The sequence below is a fragment of the Micromonospora sp. NPDC085948 genome (genome assembly GCF_040686315.1).
Classification (GTDB): domain Bacteria; phylum Actinomycetota; class Actinomycetes; order Mycobacteriales; family Micromonosporaceae; genus Micromonospora.
On record NZ_JBFBJW010000003.1, the window covers coordinates 348,680 to 369,762 of the forward strand.

The 21,083-nt window shown below is 72.2% G+C and carries 14 protein-coding genes and 1 pseudogene; 10 read left to right on the forward strand and 5 right to left on the reverse strand.

Translation table 11 applies throughout. The features are described 5' to 3' along the window. Nucleotides 1-87 precede the first annotated feature (87 nt). Nucleotides 88-1,323, forward strand: a complete 1,236-nt coding sequence (locus AB0O48_RS11265; protein WP_357245705.1) for a glycosyltransferase family 4 protein — start codon at nt 88-90, stop codon at nt 1,321-1,323. Here AB0O48_RS11265 and AB0O48_RS11270 read toward each other — a convergent pair. Together AB0O48_RS11270 and AB0O48_RS11275 are read right to left on the reverse strand one after the other, a co-directional pair. Continuing rightward, a complete protein-coding gene (locus AB0O48_RS11270) occupies nt 1,239-2,558 on the reverse strand; it encodes a glycosyltransferase (protein WP_357245708.1) in 1,320 nt (439 codons plus the stop codon). The genes AB0O48_RS11265 and AB0O48_RS11270 overlap by 85 nt on opposite strands. Continuing rightward, nucleotides 2,555-3,637: a glycosyltransferase gene (locus AB0O48_RS11275; protein WP_357245710.1), complete on the reverse strand. Its 1,083-nt coding sequence runs from the start codon at nt 3,635-3,637 to the stop codon at nt 2,555-2,557. Before AB0O48_RS11275 ends, AB0O48_RS11270 begins: the two co-directional genes overlap by 4 nt. Nucleotides 3,638-3,880: 243 nt before the next feature. Here AB0O48_RS11275 and AB0O48_RS11280 point away from each other — a divergent pair. Next, nucleotides 3,881-4,942: pseudogene (locus tag AB0O48_RS11280) on the forward strand (glycosyltransferase); the annotation flags it as partial. Between the two features lie 20 nt (nt 4,943-4,962). Here the strand turns inward: AB0O48_RS11280 and AB0O48_RS11285 are convergent. Then, complete coding sequence (locus AB0O48_RS11285; protein WP_357245713.1) at nt 4,963-5,661, reverse strand: acyltransferase; 699 nt, start codon at nt 5,659-5,661, stop codon at nt 4,963-4,965. A gap of 161 nt (nt 5,662-5,822) precedes the next feature. On the opposite strand from AB0O48_RS11285, the gene AB0O48_RS11290 reads away from it, so the two are divergent. The 6 genes from AB0O48_RS11290 to AB0O48_RS11315 all read left to right on the forward strand — a co-directional run bounded on the left by AB0O48_RS11290 (nt 5,823) and on the right by AB0O48_RS11315 (nt 14,542). Next, nucleotides 5,823-6,905, forward strand: coding sequence for a hypothetical protein (locus AB0O48_RS11290; RefSeq protein WP_365064820.1), 1,083 nt, complete (start codon nt 5,823-5,825; stop codon nt 6,903-6,905). A gap of 336 nt (nt 6,906-7,241) precedes the next feature. Further along, nucleotides 7,242-8,390, forward strand: a complete 1,149-nt coding sequence (locus AB0O48_RS11295) for an aminotransferase class I/II-fold pyridoxal phosphate-dependent enzyme (protein WP_357245718.1) — start codon at nt 7,242-7,244, stop codon at nt 8,388-8,390. Nucleotides 8,391-8,538: 148 nt separating this feature from the next. Then, nucleotides 8,539-10,413, forward strand: coding sequence for a polysaccharide biosynthesis protein (locus AB0O48_RS11300; RefSeq protein ID WP_357245721.1), 1,875 nt, complete (start codon nt 8,539-8,541; stop codon nt 10,411-10,413). 137 nt (nt 10,414-10,550) lie between these two features. Continuing rightward, the gene (locus AB0O48_RS11305; protein ID WP_365064824.1) at nt 10,551-11,969 is read left to right on the forward strand and encodes an oligosaccharide flippase family protein; all 1,419 of its coding nucleotides are present in this window, start codon (nt 10,551-10,553) and stop codon (nt 11,967-11,969) included. Continuing rightward, nucleotides 11,966-13,336 (forward strand): glycosyl transferase family 1, encoded by a 1,371-nt coding sequence (locus AB0O48_RS11310; RefSeq protein WP_357245727.1) that lies wholly within the window; start codon nt 11,966-11,968, stop codon nt 13,334-13,336. The genes AB0O48_RS11305 and AB0O48_RS11310 overlap by 4 nt, the downstream gene beginning before the upstream one ends. Before the next feature lie 12 nt (nt 13,337-13,348). After that, nucleotides 13,349-14,542: a glycosyltransferase gene (locus AB0O48_RS11315; RefSeq protein WP_357245730.1), complete on the forward strand. Its 1,194-nt coding sequence runs from the start codon at nt 13,349-13,351 to the stop codon at nt 14,540-14,542. Between the two features lie 39 nt (nt 14,543-14,581). Here the strand turns inward: AB0O48_RS11315 and AB0O48_RS11320 are convergent, their stop codons facing one another. Beyond that, a complete protein-coding gene (locus tag AB0O48_RS11320) occupies nt 14,582-16,039 on the reverse strand; it encodes a hypothetical protein (protein ID WP_357245733.1) in 1,458 nt (485 codons plus the stop codon). 227 nt (nt 16,040-16,266) lie between these two features. Beyond that, nucleotides 16,267-17,613 carry an O-antigen ligase family protein gene (locus AB0O48_RS11325; RefSeq protein WP_365064829.1) on the reverse strand — a complete coding sequence of 449 codons (1,347 nt, stop codon included), beginning with the start codon at nt 17,611-17,613 and terminating at the stop codon, nt 16,267-16,269. A gap of 253 nt (nt 17,614-17,866) precedes the next feature. Between AB0O48_RS11325 and AB0O48_RS11330 the strand changes: the two genes are divergently transcribed. Further along, complete coding sequence (locus tag AB0O48_RS11330) at nt 17,867-19,870, forward strand: heparinase II/III family protein (protein ID WP_357569947.1); 2,004 nt, start codon at nt 17,867-17,869, stop codon at nt 19,868-19,870. Further along, nucleotides 19,867-21,048 carry a glycosyltransferase family 4 protein gene (locus AB0O48_RS11335; protein WP_365064833.1) on the forward strand — a complete coding sequence of 394 codons (1,182 nt, stop codon included), beginning with the start codon at nt 19,867-19,869 and terminating at the stop codon, nt 21,046-21,048. Before AB0O48_RS11330 ends, AB0O48_RS11335 begins: the two co-directional genes overlap by 4 nt. Nucleotides 21,049-21,083 lie beyond the last annotated feature (35 nt).

Consider the following 21,083-nt stretch of genomic DNA (forward strand, 5'->3'; position numbering starts at 1 on the left):
GCGGACACCGACCCGCGTGTCCTTCATTCCCTTCCGTCAGTTGTCTGCCCAGGTGGACGAGTTGACGTCGACGGGAGTGCCGGGCACATGCGAATCGGACTGATCAGTCAGTGGTACCCGCCGGAGAGCGCCTTCGTGCCGGGTCAACTGGCCACGGAGTTGGCCCGACGCGGTCACGAGGTGCGGGTGCTGACCACCTTCCCGAGCCTGCCGCTCGGGCGGACCTACCCGGGTTGGCGGCAACGCTGGAACCACCGGGCCACCGATCGCGGGGTGACCGTCCGACGGGTGCCCGCGTACCCGAGTCACGACCGATCCGGTCTGCGCCGGGCGGCGAGCTATCTCTCCTTCGCCGCCACCAGCACCCTGGCGGCCCCGCGCCACCTGCACGGCGTCGACGCGCTCTACGTCTACCATCCGCCACCCACCGCGTACGCCGCCGCCGGTCTGCTGCGGTTGTTGCGTGGCGTCCCGGCGGTGCTGCACGTGCAGGACCTGTGGCCGGAGTCGGTGACCGCGTCCGGGATGGCCCCGCCGGGGCTGGCCGGGCAGGCCATGGACCGGGTCCTGACCGCCATGATGCGCCGCATCTACCGCGCCTGCGCCGGCATCGCGGTGATCGCGCCCGCCATGGCGGAACAGGTGGTCGAGCGGGGTGTCGACCCCGGCGCGGTGCGCACCGTCTTCAACTGGACCGACGAGGCGCTGTTCCGGCCGGTGGCCGGCACCGATTCGGCCCGGGCGACGATCGGGCACCGGGGGCGGGTGACGGTGATGTTCGCCGGCAACCTGGGTGTGTTGCAGGGCGTCGACGTTGCCATCCGCGCGGCCGCGGCGGCGCCGGACGCGGTGGACCTGGTCTTCGTCGGCACCGGGCTGGGGGCGGAACAGGCCCGGCGACTCGCCGACGAGTTGGACGCGGACAACGTGCGGTTCGTCGGTCGCCGTCCGGCCGCCGAGATGGCCGAACTGTACGCCGCCGCCGACTACCAGTTGGTCATGCTGCGCGACCTGCCCTGGTTGCGCGGGACGGTGCCCTCGAAGTTGCAGGCCGCGCTGGCCTGCGGCGCCCCGGTGCTGATGTCGGCCGACGGCGACGCCGCCGCGCTGGTCAGCGCGGGCGGGGCGGGTCTGGTCTGCCCGCCGGACGACTGGCGGGCGTTGGCCGACCAGTTCGCCGCCGCCGCCCGGGTGCCGGCCGAGCAGCGGATCGCGATGGGCCGGCGGGGTCGCCAGCTTTACCTGGACCGGATGTCGTTGCGGGTCGGCGTCGACCAGATCGAGGACCTGCTCAGCAAGGCGGCGGCGCGCGGCCGGGGCTGAGTGGCGCGCCCGTCGGGCAGCCCGGCCAGCCCGGCGAGGAAGTCGCGCACGCGGCGACCCTGTGCGACCGGGTTACGCGTCTCCCGCACGAAACGGGCCCCGCCGGCGCCCAGCGCCCGGGCCTCGTCCGCCGGCAGCGCCAACACCCGTGCGACGGCTGTCCGCAGCCCGTCGGCGGTGTCCGGCTCGGCGAAGGACAGCCACGGCGCGTACTCCCCGGGAATGCCGGGCAGTCGGGTGCTCACCACCGGCACCCCGGCGGCGAGATACTCGATGATCTTCGACGGGAAGGACCAGCGGACGAAGTCCTGGTCCACCGGACGCGGGTTCACCAGCACGGCCGCCCGGGCCAGCCGGGGCAGCAACTCCGGCCGGGGCAGCAACTCCGGAGGCACGATGCGCCGATCCACGGCGGCCTGGTCGCGCAGCCAACCCGCCAGCTCGCCCCGGCCGTACACGCACAGCCGCAGGTCGTCCCCGGGCAGACCGCGGAACGCCTCGACCAGCCGGTCGACGCCGTAGGCACGGCTCAGGCCCCCCGCGTACACGATGTCCCTGGTCGCACCGGGCGGCAGCACCGCCCGCGCGCCCTCGCGCAGCTCAAGCGGATCGGCCGAACAGATGCCCTCCAGCACCAGCCGGGGCCGGCCGGGCGCGAAGTCCTCGGCGAGCGCGGCGGTCAGCGCGATCACCCCCGAGCAGCGGGCGAGGGCGGCCCGGACCAGCGCGACGTCGAGCCCGCGCAGCAGCCGGACCAGCCGACCGTCGCCGGGCAGCGCGACACCCGGCGGGTCGGTGAGCACCGGCACCACGTGGACGCCGCGGCGGCGCAGCACACCGAACCAGAGGAACGGCGAGTGCACGCCGTGCACCAGCAGGACGTCGGCGTCCCGCTCGCGCAGCGCCCGACCGCCGGTACGCCAGGCGGCCACGAACCGGGTGAGGTGCTTGAGGCCGAGCAGGTTGACGAACGCCAGCAGCTGCCCGTCCACGTCGTCCTGCCGGAACCGCCCCGCCCGGAAGCGGACCTGCCCGTTGCCCGGCCAGGTGGACACCGGCGCGGCGGAGAGCAGGTGCACCGGACAGTCGGCGGCCCGCAGGCTCCGCACCACGCTCCAGGCGAAGGTGTGCGTCTGGGTGGGCAGGTGGGTGTCCCGGGCGATGATCTCGGCGAGCAGGTCGTCCGGCACGGTGAAGCCCAGCAGGGTGACCCGGGGGCCGCGTCGCTGCGTCACCGTCCCTCCCCGAGGATCTGCTGATAGACCCGATCGAGGCGACCGAGCATGACGTCGAGGCCGTAGTCCTCGGCCACCACCTTGCGACCCAACTCCCCCACGTGGCGTCGCTCGGCGGCGTCGTCCAGCAGCGGGATCAGTGCCGCGGCCAGGGCATCCGGGTCACCGGCCGGCACCAGCCGGCCGCCGCCGGAGCGCAGCACCTCGACGTTGCCGCCCACCGCCGAGGCGACCACCGGCAGTCCGTACGCCATCGCTTCGAGCAGCGCGTTGGAGAGGTTCTCGTGCAGGGTCGGGAAGACGAAGAGGTCCGCCGCGGCGAGCAGGTCCGGTACGTCGAGACGATTGCCGAGCAGGCGCACCTCGACCTGGCCGGCGTCGGCCAGCGCCGCCGCGATGCCGTCGCGGTCCGGCCCGTCGCCGGCGACCAGCAGCACCCGGCGGGTGGCCGACGGCGGCAGCCGGCGTACCGCGTCGGCGAGGACGCCGTACCCCTTCTCCCAGGTCAGCCGGGACACCGCGATCATCGCGACGTCGTCGGGGCGCAGGCCCAGCTCGGCGCGGACCCGGTCCCGGACGGCGTGTGGACGGGTCGGCAGCGGCACCCCGTTGGGGATCACCCCGACGAACTTCGCGCCCAGGCCGGACAGGAAGTCCCGGCCGGCGGCGTACGCGCAGACGGTGCCGACGTGGCTGGCCAGCCGCAGCGTCAGGGGCTCAGCCCCGTGCACGAGCAGTCGTCGCCGCCAGGGGCGACCCGGCTGACGCAGGTCCCGTACGGTGCCGTGGACGGTGACCAGGACCCGTGGGCAGCCGGCGAGGCGGGCGGCGAGCACGCCGTGGAAGCCTTCGTTCTGCAGACCCCGCACGTGCACCAGATCCGGGCGGACCCGTCGCAGCAGGCGCACCCACTCCCGCAGCAGCGGCAGGTTCAGGCTGCCGTTGCCGGCGTGCTGGTGCATCCGGACGAACTCGTACCGGTCGGCCAGGGGCGAGGCGAGCACCCGTTGCACGGCGGTCAGCGGGCCGTTGGCCCCGGGGGCGCCAGCCGAGTGCTGTACCACCACCGGTCGGCTCACGACGGCACTCCGGCCGACGCGAGCCGGCGCCGGACGTCGCGCACGGCTGCACGCTGCATGTCTCCTCATTTCGACGGCCGGCCTAGACTAAGCAGTCATAATGGCACAAATCACTTGGATCTCCTGAGGGGGTGGAGCGTGGGCGAGCCCACCACCAGCACGGACCTGATCCCCGCCCTGCGGCCCACCGCGACGCCCGCGGTGCTGGCGCTGGCCGCGTACCGGTTTCCGCACGGCGACGCGATGTCCAACCGGCTCCTGCAACTCGTCCGGTCCGCCACCCCGCCGGGGGGCGTGGCCCTGGTGGTCAACGACTGGCCCGACGACGGGTCGCGCCCACCCTCCCCCGTGGACCTGCCACCCGACGTCCGCCTGATCACGCTGCCCCGTCGCCGCCGGGGTGGTGGGGCGCTCGGCCGCTGGTCACACCGGCGACTCCGCCCGCTGCGGGTGCTGGCCGCGCTGCGCCGCGCGGGCGTCCGTCCGGGCGACCTGGCCGGCGTTCACCTGCCGCTCGGGCTGTGGGACCTGGCGACCTGGGCGGTGCTGCGGGTTGCGGTGCGGTGCCCGGTGACGGTGGACGTGCTGGAGCAGCACGACCGGGCCCAGTTCCCCCGCGGCTGGCGGACGCCGTACTTCCTCCGGCACCGCTGGGCGTCCTTCTGGGCCGGACGACTCGCCGACCAGGTCATCGTCATCTCCGAGCTGCTGGAGCGGCACTTCGTACGCCAGGGCCGGCCGACCCTTGTGGTGCCGCCCCAGGTGGACCGCGCCGACTACGCCGACCCCGCACCACCCGCACTCGGCGACGGGCTCCGACTGCTCTACGCCGGGTCGGCAGGTGCGAAGGACCAGTTGGCCGTGGTCCTGGAGGGCATCCGTCTCCTCCCGCCCGCCGACCGGGCCCGGGTGCACCTGGTGATCGCCGGGATCAGCCGGGAGCGGGCCGGCCAGCTCTCCGACCTGGACGAGGCCGGGCTGGCCGCCCTCGACGACCAGGTGAGTTTCCTGGGTCGGGTCTCCCGCGACCGGGTGCTCGCCGAGCTGCGCCGGGCGCACTTCTCCGTGCTGGTCCGCCCGCCGCTCGGATACGCGCAGGCGGGCTTCCCCTCCAAGGTGCCGGAGAGCCTCGCCGCCGGGTGCCCGGTGCTGCTCAACCTGACGAGTGATCTCCGGCGGTACCTCGTGGACGGCCGTGAGGGAATCATCCTCGACGGCGCGGCGGCGGAGGACGTCCGGCGCGGGATCGAGCGCGCGCTGCGGCTCGACGACCCGGCCTGGCGGGCGATGAGTCGCGCCGCCCGCGAGCGGTCCCACTGCTTCGACTATCGCGCCTGGAGACCGGTGGTCAGCGACTTCGTCACGGGCGTCGGACGCGGCTCGGGCACCGGCAGCTCGGCGAGACCGGCCAACTCGGCGGCGGTCAGCCGCCGCGCGGCCGGGTAGAGCTGCCGCTCGTGGTCCCGAATGGTCTCCACCGGCCACCGCAGGCGGATCACCCGGGCCGGGTTGCCGGCGGCAACCGCGTACGGCGGCACCGACCGGGTGACCACCGCACCGGCTCCGATCACCGCGCCCCGGCCGATCGTCACCCCGTGCAGGATCACCGCCCGGGTGCCCACCCACACGTCGTCGCCGATGGTCACACCCCGGTCGTGGGTGTCGTCGCCGGCCTCCTTGTCGACCGCGATCATCGGTACGCCGACCTGGTCGATGCGGTGGTTGCCACCCCGGATCGTCACCTCGGGGCCGAACATCACGTTGTCACCGATGCGGATCCGACTCCGGGCCGCCATCAGGATCGGTCGGTACCCGAGATCAACGTTGTGGCCGACCTCGATCGACCCGCAGGTGTACACACCGTCCGGGTCGAACGTGAAGTTGTCTCCCCGGGCGGCGAAGCGGTCGGCGAGGGCAAGGCCCCGGATCGCCCGTCGGACCCGCGCCCCCGCACGCAGGAGACGGTCGAGCGTCCCGATCACCGGGCGGAGCAGCTTTCCAGGTTGATCGAGGCGGACGCGCATCAGACTCCCGTCCCGACGCCGGCCCGCTCGGGCACCACGCGCATGTCGCCTCCCGCATCTCCGCCGGTCGTCCAGGTCGATCCAGGGGCCGATGGTAGCCTCGCCAAATTCCATAATAGGTGCATATCCCTCGAAGTCTCCGTCCGCGCAGAGAGTCCGAGATGACCAGAATCCTGATCCTGAGCGACTACCGCGGCACGTTCTACTCCACCGCCCGTACCCAACACGGGCTGTGCACGATGGACCTCGGCCGGATCACCGGGCAACTCACCCGCGCCGGTTTCGAACCGGAGGTCATCGGCTTCGCCGACCTGGACCTGAGCGACGATCTGCGCGGGGTCCCGGTGCTCTACACCTCCTCGGAGGATCGCGGGCTGCACTACAAGAGCTGGATCGAGGACCTGGTGCTGGCGTTGGAGACCGCCGGCGCCCGGGTCATTCCGGCCTACCGCTACCTGCGCGCGCACCACAACAAGGTGATGATGGAGGCGCTGCGCGCCCAACTCTTCCCGCGCGACGCCCAACGGCTGGGCACCCGCACCTTCGGCACGTACGAGGAACTCGCCGACGCGGCGCTGGACGGGCCGTGGCCGAAGGTGCTCAAGTCCGCCTACGGCGCCGGTTCCCGGTTCGTGGCCCGCGCGGCCGACCGACCGGAACTGCTGCGCACGGCCCGTGCCTTCAGCCGCACCCACGACCACGCGGAGACCGTCCGCGAGCATGGCCGGCGACTGCTTCGCCGAGACCACCACCCGCGTTCGACGCACCGACAGAAGTTCCTGGTGCAGGCGTTGATTCCGGGGCTGAGCGGTGACTTCAAGGTGCTCCGGATGGGTGCGCGCTACTACACCCTCTACCGGCGTAACCGCCCCGGTGACTTCCGGGCCAGTGGCAGCGGCGACTTCGACTTCGAGGACCTGGCGGGCGTCGACCGTGCCGCGCTGCTCACCTACGCGGAGCAGGTCGCCGACATCCTCGGCACCCCGCTCACGTCGCTGGACATCGGCCACGACGGCGACCGCTTCCACCTGATCGAGTTCCAGTGCCTGCACTTCGGCACCGTCACCGCGGAGAGGTCGAGCGGCTACCACGTCCGGGCGGGCCAGGCGTGGCAGCACGTCGAAGAGGAGTGCGACATCGAGACGGTGTTCTGCGAGGCGATCGTCGGCCACCTTCGACGCCCGGCGCCCGCACTGCCGGCGCAGCCGGCGCGATCGGCCACCTCGCGGCCCTCGCCGTACTGACGTCGAGCGCGTCCCGCCGGCGACCTGAGCACCGGCACGATCCCCCCGCCGAAGGGGCCGCCCCTCCCCCGCCCGACCGGCCAGTTTTCCCCTCGCCCGACCGGTCGTTGCGACGCTCACCGCTCGTGCGGTGGATCACCGCGCCGCAGAAGGCTGCCGAGCCGGCCGTGTCCGTCTGCGAGTTTCGGGGTTGATCGGGGGAATGCTGGCCGACTGTCGCCTATCAGCGCGGTCATCCGGTTTCTACCCGGTCAGGACGTGTACCGAGCGTTACCCCGACGCTGCTGGAGGTGGGATCGTGCCGATGCCTGGTGGTCTCGTGATCGACGGTGCCCGATGAGTGGCACCGTGTACCTGTCGCCCCCCGACATCGGGCCGCTCGAGGAGTCGTACCTGATCGCCGCCCTGCGCTCGGGCTGGGTCGCCCCGGTCGGCCCGGACCTCCAGGCGTTCGAGCAGGACGTCGCCGCGCGGGTCGGCGCCGTCGGAGCCGTGGCCGTCAACTCCGGGACGGCGGCTCTGCACCTCGCCCTGCTCGGTGTCGGTGTCGGCCCCGGCGACGTGGTCGTCGTGCCCACGCTCACCTTCGTCGCCACCGCCAACGCGGCCCGCTACATCGGGGCGCGGCCGGTCTTCGTCGACTGCGACCCCCGGACCGGCAACGTGGACGTCGCCCTCGTCGACGAGGCGCTGCGACGGCTGCGGTCGCGCGGCGAGCGGGTCGGCGCGGTCGTTCCCGTCGACATGTTCGGCAGCTGCGCCGACTACCAGGCCCTGGTCCCGGTCTGCGCGGACGCCGACGTCCCAGTGGTGGAGGACGCCGCGGAGGCCCTGGGCGCCCGCCACCGCGGGCAGGCCGCCGGCTCCTTCGGGCGTGTCGGCGTGCTCTCCTTCAACGGCAACAAGATCATGACCACCTCCGGCGGCGGGATGCTGGTGTCCGACGACGCCGCGCTGCTCACCCGTGCCCGCCACCTCGCCAGCCAGGCGCGCGAACCGACGCGGCACTACGAGCACCGCGAGACGGGGTACAACTACCGGCTCAGCAACCTGCTCGCGGCGCTCGGTCGAGCCCAGTTGCTTCGGCTGGACGCGATGATCGCCCGCCGCCGGCACCTGCGCGACCACTACGCCAAACTCTTCGCCCCGGTGCCGGGCGTCGGGCTGCTCGGGGCGGAGGACGGCGAGTCCAACTGTTGGCTCACCGTCATCACCGTCGATCCGGAGCGGTGCGGCTGGCGGGCCGACGACCTGGCGGTCCACCTGGCCGAGCGGGACATCGAGACCCGGCCGGTGTGGAAGCCCATGCACCTGCAACCCATGCACGACGGCGCGGAGAGCCTGCTCACCGGCGCGGCGGAGCGGCTGTTCACCGATGGGCTCACGCTGCCCAGCGGAAGCGCCCTGACCGAGCCGCAGATCGCCCGGGTGTCCGTCGCGATCGAGGAGTTCCTGAGCCTCCGGACGGGAGCCCGCCCGGTGTGACGACCGGACGACGCGGGAGCGATGCCGGTGCGTTATTCACCCGAAATCACTCATAAACACGAGACTGCCTGTAACAAGAACAAAGGGCGTTTAGTCCCTTCCGCCGTACGCGGCGGTTGCGGTCGGAGACGGGTCAGGGAGCCAGCACATGTCGCAGGAGACCGAGCACACGGAGCACGCGGACCGCTCGACACGGCGGGCCCGGGCTCGCCGCCGCACCGCGGGCTTCCTCGCCACCGACACCACCGCCTGGGTCAGCGGCTTCGCCGCAGCCGTGTGGACCCGGTTCGAGTTCGACCTCCCGGCGGGCCAACTGGGCCGGGCCGCGGCGATCGGCCTGCTCGCGGCAGTCGCGCACGTCGCCGTGGCGGCGGTACGCCGGCTCTACTCCGGACGACACCCGCTGGGCAGCCTGCAGGAGGTCCAGGGTGTCGCCGGCACCGCCATCCTGACGGCGGCCATCGTGCTGCTCGCCCTGCTGTCGTCAGGTGAGCGGCCGGTGCCGGCGAGCACCCCGTTGGTCGGCGGCGCACTCGCCCTGCTCCTGATGCTCGGTGCCCGGTTCGCGTACCGGCACCGGCGCGATCTCTCCATGCGTCCCGACGTCCGGTCGTCGACACCGGTGCTGCTGTTCGGGATGGGCAACGCCGGCCAGGAGCTGCTGCGGGCGATGCTCGGCGACCCGCGCGGCCGGTACCTGCCGGTGGGCGCCCTCGACGACGATCCCGACAAGCGCGACCTGCGCATCCGGCGGGTGCGGGTGCTCGGCGGGCGGCGCGACATCGATGCCGTGATCCGCCGTACCGGCGCGAAGGCGGTCATCTTCTCGGTGGCCAACGCCGACGCGGCGCTGATCCGCCAGATCCGCGAGGCCACGCTCACCGCCGGGGCGGTGTTCAAGGTGCTGCCCCCCGTGCGGGATCTCGTCGACCACCGGATCACCGTCACCGACGTCCGGGACGTGCAGATCGGCGACCTGCTCGGCCGCCACCAGGTGATCGGTGACCTGCCGCTGAAGACGAACAGCCTGACCGGGCGGCGGGTCCTGGTCACCGGTGCCGGCGGTTCGATCGGCTCGGAGCTCTGCCGCCAGGTGATGAAGGCCGATCCGGGTGAGCTGATGATGCTGGACCGGGACGAGTCGGCCCTGCACGGCCTGCAGATGTCGCTCTCCGGCCGCGCCATGCTGGACAGCCCGGAGCTGATCCTCGCCGACCTGCGCGACGACGAGGGCCTCCGCCGGATCATCCGGGAACGCCGTCCGGAGGTCATCCTGCACGCGGCGGCGCTCAAGCACCTGACCCTGTTGCAGCGGTACCCCGGCGAGGCGGTCAAGACGAACGTCTGGGGCACCCTGTCGGTGCTGGACGCCTGCCAGGACGTCGCCAAATTCGTCAACATCTCCACCGACAAGGCGGCCGACCCGATCAGTGTGCTCGGGTACTCGAAGCGGATCACCGAGCGACTGACCGCGCACGCCGCGTCCCGGTTCCCGGGGACCTTCCTCAGCGTCCGGTTCGGCAACGTGCTCAGCAGTCGCGGCTCGGTGGTGACGGCCTTCCAGCGACAGATCGAGGACGCCAGGCCGCTGACCGTCACCCACCCGGACGTCACCCGCTACCTGATGACCGTCCAGGAGGCGGTCCACCTGGTCCTCCAGGCCGCCGAGATCGGGCGGGACGGGGAGGCGCTGGTGCTGGACATGGGTGAGCCCGTCCGCATCGCCGACCTGGCCCGGCAGATGGCCGAGCAGGCGTCCAGCAGGGTGCCGATCGTCTACACCGGCCTTCGTCCCGGCGAGAAGCTGCACGAGGACCTGTTCGGCACCGGCGAGGTGGACACCCGACCGTTCCACCCGCTGGTGTCCCACGTCGCCGTGCCGGCGCTCGACCCGATGGAGGTGAGCGGGCTCGACCCGTACGACGACGCGGTGAAGCTCACCGAGCACCTGGCGATGCTCTGCGCCCAGCCGATCGACCCGACGGTGGGCGGTCCGGTGGGCGTACCCCTGCAGTCCCGGTGACCGGCGCGGCGGACGGTGACCAGTGCCGCACCCAAACCCCCGCACCGGCAGTTATGACCGTAGGGAACCCCAGCGCGAGGCCGCGACGCGGCAGCCGCGTCCCTCCGGCGTTCGCCGCGAAGCGATAGGACCGACAGATGCGGACCCGGGACGGCAGGTCTCAGCGGTACGAGCCGCTGCACGCCGCATCGCCCAGGTCGCGGCGGGCCGTCCAGACGTTGGAGCCACCCGCTACGGTCGACGCCGCTCCCCCCGGCCCGAGCCGCGCTCGTCGACTGCTGTCCTGGATCGCCACCGCGGCGCTGAGCCGGGCGGTCAGCGCTCTCGTACCACTCGTCCTCCTCCCCGTGACCCTGTCCTACCTGGGCGCCGACCTGTACGGGCTCTGGGCCGCGGTGCTCGCCGTCACCGGGATGGTCGCCTTCGCGGACCTGGGTGTCGGCCTCGGGCTCATGACGAGGCTCGCGCCGTGTCGGGTGGACGGCGACTCGGACACGGCCCGGCGGTACGTCTCCAGCGCCTACGCGGCGGTGTGCGGGGTGGCGCTCCCGACGTGTGGCCTGCTCTTTCTGCTCGGTGGATTCGTCCCGTGGCCGCTGCTGTTCAACGCGACCGGGACGGCGGCGCGGGACGCCCACCTTGTCGCCCTGGTGTGCCTGACCGCGTTCCTGCTCAACATTCCGCTGTCGCTTGTCGCCCGCGTCCAGTACGCGTATCAGCAGGTGGCGGCCAGCAATGTCTGGCAGGCGACGGCGAGCGCGCTCTCGTTACCCCTCGCGCTCGGCGCGGTGTACGCGAAACTGCCCCCGATAGCGGTGATCGCCAGCATCGCCATCGGCCCGTTGCTCGTCAACATCGCCAACACGGTCTGGACGTTCGGCTGGCGGCTGCCGCACCTGGCGCCCCGCCTGAGATTCGTCGACGGTCGGGGAGTCCGGGAGCTGTTCGGCCTGGGCGGCATGTTCTTCCTGGTCACCCTGATCATGGTCCTGGCGGACAACGCCGACCCATTGATCATCGCGCACCTGCTGGGCCTCGCCAGCGTCACCGCATACGCGGTGCCGGCCAGATTGTTCAACCAGCTCGGCGCGCTCGTGACACTTGTCAACCAACCACTGTGGCCGATGCACGGTGAGGCCCTGGCGCGCGGCGACCTCGACTGGATTCGCCGCACCGTGCGCCGGATGACGATCGTCTCGACGCTTATCGCCCTCCTGCCGTCGACCATCCTGGTGCTGTTCGGCGAGCAGATTCTCGCCGCCTGGCTTCCCATTTCGATCGGGAACCGCTCACTGCTGCTGGGCCTCGCCTGCTGGTGGATCGTGCTGGCGGCGATCTCACCACGGTTCATGGTGCAGAACGCGGCCGGAGTCGTCCGCCCCCAGTTGTGCGGCTATCTGCTGTACCTACCGCTGTCCATTGTCGGAAAACTGCTCGGAGTGCACTGGTGGGGAGTGGCCGCGGCACCGTACGCCGCCGTTGTCATCTACACCGTGACCGTTGTCCCGGCGGCCATCTTCGGCTACCGGCGGGCGCTGAGAATACGGACCACATGAGAGAGGTGGAGGCACCAATGGTGTTCGACGAGGAATTCCCACGGGTACTGGTGGTGAGCCACACGCCCTTCAGCCGCGTCAGCGGCACCGCCCTGACCCTGTCGAACCTCTTCTCCGGCTGGCCCAAGGACCGCCTCGCCCAGGTGCACACCGGGAACATCACGCCGACCACGGACGTGTGCGAGAACTTCTTCCACTTTCCGCCGCGCGACCACTACCTGCCGATCCAGTACTACGCCATGCGGATGTCGGGCTGGAACGGTCGCACGCCGCTGCAACAGAGCCGGCCGATCGCCGCCGTACACGCCGCGGCGGAGAACCGGCCCGCCCTGGCCAAGATCTACGCGCAACTGCGGGCGACCGCCGATCTCAGCCCGATCCGCGTTCCCCCGGCGCTGATCGAGTGGATGCGGGGCTTCCGGCCGGATGTCGTCTACTCGATGCTCGGCAGTGTGCGGCTGACGAGGATCACGGCGCTCGCGGCGCGTACCTGCGGCGTCCCGGTCGTGCCGCACTTCACCGACGACTGGCCGGCGACCCTGTACGACAACGGTGAACTCTTCGGCCGGGCCGACCGGTCCGTCCAGGAGACGGTCGCACGACTCATCCGCCGGGCACCGCTCGGCATGGTCATCAGTGCGCCGATGGCCCAGGAGTACGCCCGGCGGTACGGCGTCCCGTTCAGCCCGTTCGCGAACTGCGTCGACGAGACCTTCTTCGCCCCACCCCGGGGCGCGGCGGAGCAGCGGGCGACGACGGAGCTGGTCTACGTCGGCGCCCTGCACCTCAACCGCTGGGAGTCGCTGCGCGACATCGGCGCCGCACTGGACGACCTGGCCGCGGCCGGTCTGCCCGTCCGGCTGACCATCCACGCTCCGGAGCAGGACCTCACCCGCCACGCGCCACACTTCGCGTCGCTGGCGCGGGTACGGCTGGGGCCGTCGCTGACCAGCGACGAGGTGCCCGCCGCGCTGCACGGCGCGGACGTGCTCGTCCACATCGAGTCCTTCGACGAGGAGATCCGCCGCTACACCCGTTACTCGGTCTCGACGAAGATCCCCCAGTACCTCGCCTCGGGCCGGCCGATCCTCGGCTACGGGCCGGCCGAGGTGGCCTCGATGCACCACATCCAGGAGGCCGATGCGGGCGTCATCGTCGGCACCGACGACACGGCGGCGCTCGTCCGCGGCCTGACCGACCTCTGCCGGGACGCGGCCCTGCGGGAACGGCTGGCCCGCAACGGGACCGCGTTCGCACGGCAGGAGCACGCCAAGGAGAACGTGGCCGCGCGGTTCGCCGCCACGTTGGGCTCGGCGGCACGAACCGGATCCACCACCGCCGGGGTCGCCGGCCGGCAACTGACCTAGATGGGTGCTGCGATGAGACGTACCGGATGGGTTGCCTGTGTGGGTCCGTTCCTCTTCCCGTGGGGGGAGGCGGGGTCCCGACGGGTCTACGGACTGGTGGCGTCGCTGGCCGCCGCCGGCTACGACGTGGTGGTCGCCGGCGGCGGACCGGAGCCGCTCACCAGCACGGCGCTGCCGGGCGTCGACGGACCGGGCTCGGTCTCCCACCTCGGTCTCGCGGAGCGGCCGTCGCCGGAGGCGGGGCCCCTCGGCAGTTCGGTGCAGACGCTCGTGCGCTGGGGTCAGCGGACGGTCCGGTGGCTCGACGCCCAGCCGACCAAGCCGTCCCACGTGCTGGTGCACGGCGGTCAGGCGCAGTACATGTTCCATCTCCAGCGCTGGTGTCGCCGGCACCGGGTGCCGCTGATCGTCGACGTCGTCGACTGGTTCAACGGACGCCACGTGCGGGGCGGCTACCTCGGCCCGCTGCACGTCAGCATGAAGCTGGCCCTGCGCCACTACTACCCGCGGTGCGACGGCATCATCGCGATCAGCTCCTACCTGGAAGACCACTACCGGGGCAGCGGCAGACCCGTCCTGCGGGTGCCACCCACTCTCGACGTCAAGGGCCTGACGTTGGAGGCACGGCAGACCGCGGGCGACGCACCTCCGCTCACGCTCGCCTACGCGGGAAACCCGCACGGGAACAAGAAGGATCTTCTGGGCACCGTCATCGAGGCGGTGGGCAACGTCCAACGCGACGGCGCGAGTGTCGAGCTGCGCGTCTACGGCCCGACGCTGGACGAGGTGCGCCGCCTCTTCGACGGTGGGCCGCTGCCGGACGGGGTGCGGTGCCTGGGGCGGCTACCGCAGGCCGAGGTGTCCAACGCCCTACAGGAAGCGGATTTCACGGTGCTCGTCCGCAGGCCGGAGCGGGCGGCGGACGCGGGCTTCTCGACGAAGTTCTGCGAGAGCCTCGCCAGCGGCACACCGGTGATCGCCAACCTCACCAGCGACATGGGCAGATACCTGCGCCCCCACCGGGAGGGCCTGGTCTGCCGGGACCACTCGGTCGCCGAGGTCACCGGGGCGTTCCGTGCGGCGGCGGGGTTGAGCTCCGCGCAGCGCAGCATGATGCGCCAGGCCGCGCGCGGCCAGGCGCTCGAATCGTTCGACTACCGGGCGTACGCGGAACCGCTCGGCAGGTTCTTCCGGCAGTGGGGCTGACGGCGCACACGCGCCGCCCAGCCCGGGCGGGCGTGGCGCCTACCTGTTGGCAGCCCGTGCGGTGAAGGTCGGACCCGGGGCGGGCGCCCGATGTTCGCCGAAGATCGACCGCAGCACGTGCAGGGCCAGGAGCGTGGCCATCCCGACGATGGATTCCGGCGCCATCCCGAGCTGGTTGTTCGCCGGCACGTAGAAGACGAGAATGCAGAGCTGCGCGAAGATCAGCGACGGGACCACCCGGCGGGACGACACCGCCGCACGCCACGAGCCGGCGAAGAGCCACCCGACCAACCCCATGAACAGCGCCGCACCGGGGAAGGTGAGGTCCGAGGCGAGCCACGGATAGATGGTGGCCCAGTACATGCGCGCCGGCCACCCCATCTCGTTCTCCGTCCGGTCGGGGAAGCTCGGATGGTCGGTGAGGTCCACGTCGAGAGTCTGCTCGGCGAAGATCGCCGCGGACGGCGCGCTGCCGAGACCACGGGACCACTCGAAGGGCACCTGCAGGTTGTAGGACAACCCGAGGTAGCCGTGCGTCGGGTAACCGATCATCGCGGCGATGCCCTCGGCCATCGGTTTACCCAGGACACGTTCCACCGACGGGTTCACGCGCACCACGTCGCCCGTGGTGCCGAACTCGGCCGCCCGCGTCGCGTGATTGTGGATCATGTAGGTGGCCAGGAGCACGAACGCCGCGACGACGAGCAGGAGCGCCCGACGCCGGCGCGAGTAGGTCCGCGGCCGGTGCCGGACCGACGCCCACGCGATCAACATTCCGGCCGCGAGCATGATGACGACGTCGCCGAGGCCCTTCATCGTGCCGATGAAGAGGTAGAACGCGATGTGCGTGGTCGTCGCGCCCACGCCGGCGAGTCGCAGCCAGCCGGGCAGACTGCGCCAGTGCACGACCAGCAGCGGTACGAGGGCAACGCTGAGCACGCCGAGCGGGAAGAGCGCGGTCATCCACGGGCTCGTGCTGCCGAACCCCTGCTGATAGACGTCGAACTTGTTGACGTATCCGGCGGCGGGTGCCTGGATGTTCGCCCACACGCTGCTGGGGCCGGTGGCGCCGAACTGGGTCAGCCGCGTCAGGCTCACGACGACGTAGTAGACCGCGCTGGCCAGGACCAGTTGACGCACCAGCCGGACGCGGCCGATGGAGTGTGTCGCGGCGGCCAGCGAGGGCGGACGGCGGGCCATCTGCGCCACGTACCCACCGGCGAACAGCGCCGTCGCCAGGAGCACGAAGGCGGAGAGCTGGTAGGGGTTGGTGACATCGCGGGCCAGTCGCGTCGACCAGAACACGGCGAACGTGCCGAGCATCCACGACAGCGCCAGCACCAGCGGCAGCCAGGTGACCGTGTGACCGGCCGGTGCCGCGCGGAGCGCCGCCCCGGTCGGGGGTACCCGGTGCTCAGGTCGCGGCGCGGCCAGGAGTTGCAGGTCGCCGACCGGCGAGCGGTGCCGGCCACGACTGATTCCGTCGACGGTGGTCACCGAGGACCACTCCCGGCCGGGCGGCCAGCCCCGGACGGTCGCGGGTCGACCCGGCCAGGATTCCGCGGTTGCACTCGCCGACCCTCCACACTGTTGAGCACCCGACGCCCATACGCGGCCCGTCGTCGTGCCAGGCCAGGTTTCGGCGGCGCGGACGGTCGCTCCGCGGCGTCGTGGTCCAAATCGCTGGCTCTCAGAAGTCACTGAACGAGCCAACGATCGGGTGGTCACCGGGTGATGGCCCCCGGCCAGTCCAGAACTGTCGCCCCGGCCGGGCGTCCGGCGGCGCGGACCCGCACCGGACCCGGCAGGCCTGTCGCTCGCCGCCCGGGGTCGCCCGCCCGGCGACGGCCGGCGACCTGGACCGGCAGCATCGACAGCAGGGCGAGTACCAGCCACGGCCCCCGCTCGAACTCCCACACTCCGGTCAGCCAGAGCGGAAATCCCCCCACCAGGAACAGCCCGGCGACCCGGAGCCCGACCGGGCACTGCGCCGCCCGCCGGGCGAGCACCACCCCGAACAGGGCCGCGACGCCCAGCAGGCCCAGCAGACCCAGGTCCACGGCGACGGCGAGCACGGCGTTGTGCGGGCGGATGCCCAACGGATTCCAGAGCTCGAAGGTGCCCGCGCCGCCGCCCACCCAGAGGGCCTCCCACCAGTAGGAGGACGCGTACCGCCACAACTCGACACGGCTCAGCACGTCGCCGGTCGCCGCCGAGCCGATGAGATCGTCGGCCCACGTCAACGCGCTCTGCCCCAGACCGAGCGGCACCGTCACCAGCAGCGTCGGCGCCACGGCGACCGCGGCCACCCAGGTCACCCGGGAGTTGAGTTCGCTGAGCAGTGCGTACACCACCACGAGCAGCAGGGCGACCAGGGCACCCTTGGTCCGGTTCAGGAAGATCCCGGACGCCAGCACCGGCAACGCGGTGATCAGACCGATGGTGAAGAGCCGCCGTTGACCGCGGATCTTCAACAGGCCCAGCGCCAGGACGAACGCGGTGACGCTGGAGTAGGCCGTGAAGTTGATGTTCGTGCCCTCGATGCCGAAGCGCACCGCCATGTCCATCGCGCTGGCCTGTCCCCCGGCTCCGCGCGCCTCGATGATCAGGTGCCACGCGGCGATGGCGCATCCGACGATGTAGGAACCCCCGACCGCGAGCAGGTGCGTCGGCGTCGTGGCGACGTGGCGGACCGCGACGAACAGCAGAGCGGCCGAGGTGTACGCGAGGGCCACGCTCCGCGTCTGCGCGACGTCGCTGGACCAGACGACGGTGAGCTGCGCCCAGGCCGCTACCGCGACCGCCAGCGCGTCGGGCAGTCGGGGGCGCGGAAGGCGGCAACTGAGCAGGATCGCCGCGGCGGAGGCTTGCAGGACGGTCAGCCAGGCGTTCGCCGACGACGCCTGGAAGGCCGCGACACACAGCAGCGCGACGGCGAGAGTCGTCATCCTCGTCCGCCGGCCACCCCGTCCGGCCACGGCCACGGCCCGACCTCCGGGGCGTGATCCGGCACCGGCCGGAGGCGGCACCGGCGTACGGGGGCCGAGCGGCGCCCGGGTTTGCGCTGTCACGACCACTCCTTCTCGTCCCTGCGGCGGCATCCGCGGACGTCGTCACCGGCGGTGTCGTCACTGATGCGGCACCGGCGGCGTTGGACAGACGACAGTCCGACGACCCGCCCCGACCGGCGCGCCCCACCACGACCCGGGCACCACCGAAGAGCGTCCTAAATGCCCGATTTGATCTGCGCTTGCAGCTTCCTACACCCACGGTCCCGGTCGGGACGAAACGACGGAATCGCCATTGCCCAAGGGGACGTCGAAGGTGAAACCCGATCTCCGCGCGATCGCCGTGGACATGCGCGCGCTGGGCCTGTCGGCACCGCTGCGCGCGGCGTACGAGGCATCCAAGCGCACCGGATTCCACGCGGTCCTGTTCCGCGGCGAGGCGCACCGGCACCACCCGGCCGCGTCGGTGCCGCTGACCGGCGTGCGGCCGATCGGCGACGGCGCACGGCAGCGCTGCCTGGACGACGCCGGCCAGGTGCTGAACGACGGGCTCCGGGTCTTCGGCGCCCGCGTGGCGACGGGTGTGTCGGCACCGTGGAGCACCGACCCGCTGACCGGACGGCAGTGGCCGGCGGACGACCCGTGGTGGCGCATCGACATCCGCTCCGAGGCTCGCCTGTCCGACGTGAAGCACACCTGGGAGGCGGCACGCCACCGTGACCTGGTGATCCTGGCCCGCGCGGCCCGCCTCGACCCGACCGGCCCGTGGCAGGGCGGCCTCGACGAACTGCTGCGAGCCTGGTGTACGCAGTCCCCGCCGGAGCGGGGCGTCAACTGGTACTCCAGCCTCGAACTCGCCCTGCGCGCCATCGCCTGGAACCAGATCCTCGCGCTCGTCGGCGATCGACTACCCGGCGACGTCGGGACCGCCATGGAACGGCTGCTGCTGTCCAGCGCCCGACACCTGATGGTCGAGCTGCCCTACACGTTGAGCAGCATGCGCAACAACCACCTGCTCGGTGACGCGCTCGGGCTCATGCTGCTCGCCCGGATGTTCCCCGCGGCGCGGCGCGCCCGCTGGTGGGCGCGTACCGGCGAGAAGATGTTCGCCGCCCAGCAACGCCGACACTTCGGCGCCGACGGCCGGATGATCGAGGACTCGCTGTCGTACCACCGGTTCGTCCTCGAAATGCTCATCGTGCGGGTGCTGCTCGGCGGCGCGCCGCCCAGCGTCCGCCGGGATCTGCACGCCGCCAGCCTGCACCTCGCCCGGCTCGGCGTGTTCGACGGAGACGTCCCGCAGTACGGCGACTGGGACGAGGGACGGGTGCTCGCGTCCTCCGGCGACCCGCTCGACGTGGCCGGCTCCGCCGCGCTCGGGCTCGCGCTGTGCGGCGAACGGCTGCCGGCGCGGTGGTACGCCGAATTCGACGAACTGGCGTGGTACGCGCCCCCGCACGGCCCGGAGTCCACCGCGGAGGAGTTCGGCGCGACGACGCGCCAGCGGTCGACCGCGACGACCTCCGGAGGCATCGCGCGTGTCGACCGGGGGCCGTGGCGCGTGTGGTTCAAGGTGGACGGCGGCCCCTCGCACGGCCACGCCGACCTGACCTCGGTCTGGATCACACACGACGGCAGGTGGCTGATCGCCGACCCGGGCACGGGCACCTACAACGGCCCGCTTGAGATCCGCAACGGGTTGCGTACCTCCGCCGCCCACCCGGTACGCCGGCCGGACGGGCAGGACCAGCTCGTCCCACACCGGGCGTTCCGCTGGCTCACCACCGGCCATGGCCACCTCGGCACACCGCTCGTCCTGGCGGACCGCACGATCCTCTTCGGCTGGCACGACGCGTACGCGCGCGGCGAGCACCCGGTGCGCGTCGGCCGGGCGGTCGTGGTGGCCGAGCAGTACGTGGCGATCGTCGAGTTCGCCGACCCGCCGGCGACCGCCCGGTCCTGGTCGCTCACCGTCCCGCTGCACCCCGACGTCGTGGTGGACGACGACACGCTCATCCTCGACGGGACCAAGCTCGACCTCTTCGGACTCGACGGGCACCAGGCGGTACGCGGCCGGTCGACGCCCTTCGCGGGCTGGCACAGCCGAACGTACGGACGCTGGGAGCCGGCGACGTGGCTCACGGCCCAGAGTCGGGCCGACACCGCGCTGTGGGGGCTCGGCGCGGTACCCGGGCCGCCACCCGAACCGGACGCGCTCGACGGCTTCCGCTACCAGGCGGCCTGGAGCGACGCGGGCGCCTCCCTCACCGTCACCCACCTCGGATCAGGGGATGTCCACCACGTGCGAGCACCACGATGAACCCCCGCAGAGTCCTCGTCCTCAACCACTTCGCCGTGCCCCCGGGCCATCCCGGCGGCACCCGGCACGTCGAGTTGTTCAGCCGGCTGCCCGGCTGGACGCACGTGATCATCGCGAGCCGCCGCAACATGATCACCGGCCGGCCGCAGCGCGCGGAGCCGGGCTTTCACCTGGTCGCCGTGACGCCGTACCGGGGCAACGGTCTGGGCCGGGTGGTCAACTGGGCCAGCTACGCGGTGACGGCCACGGTGGCCAGCCTGCGCCAACCCCGACCCGACGTGGTCTACGCCTCGTCGCCGCACCTACTGGCCGGCCTCTCCGGCTGCGTCGTGGCGACACTCCGGCGCACGCCGTTCGTCCTGGAGGTCCGGGACCTGTGGCCGCGAGTGCTCGTCGAGATGGGCACGCTGTCGGAGACGTCGGTGGCGTACCGGGCGTTGGAGCGCCTCGAACGGTTCCTGTACCGGCGCGCCGACCGCGTGGTGATCATGGCGCCCGGTGTCCGGGCGGCGATCGAGGGCAAGGGCGTGGCGCCCGAGAAGATCGCCTTCATCCCCAACGCGGCGGACCCCGAGGACTTCGTACCCAGCCGACCCCGCGCCGAACTGCGGGAGCGATACCGGTTCACCCGCCGGACCGCCGTCTACGCCGGCGCACACGGCCCGGCCAACGGACTCGACCTGCTGCTGGCCGCCGCCGAGGCGGTGCCCGAGATCGACGTCGTACTGGTGGGCGCGGGAGTGGAGAAGGCACGCCTTCAAGCGAAGGCCCGCGCCATCCCCAACGTCCGCTTCCTCGACCCGGTGCCGAAGTCGGAGATCCCCGACCTCCTGCACGCCGCGGACGTCGGCGTGCACGTCCTCGCCGACGTCGAGCTGTTCCGGGCCGGAGTCAGCCCCAACAAGGTGTTCGACTACATGGCCGCCGGGCTGCCGATCGTCACCAACAGCCCGGGGACCGTCGGCGACCTCGTGCTGGGCGCGGACTCCGGATACGTGACCCCGCCGGGCCACCTCGCCCACGGCCTCGCTCAGATCACCCAGGCGAGCCCGGACGAACTGGCCAAGATGGGCGCCGCCGGCCGGAGTTGGATCCGGGCGAACCAGTCTCGTACCGCGATGGCCCACGCCCTCGGCCGGCTGCTCGCGCCGCTCGTCGACGGCGACGCGCCGCGCTGACCCGGGCCGCCCCGCGCTGACCCAGGCCGCCCCGC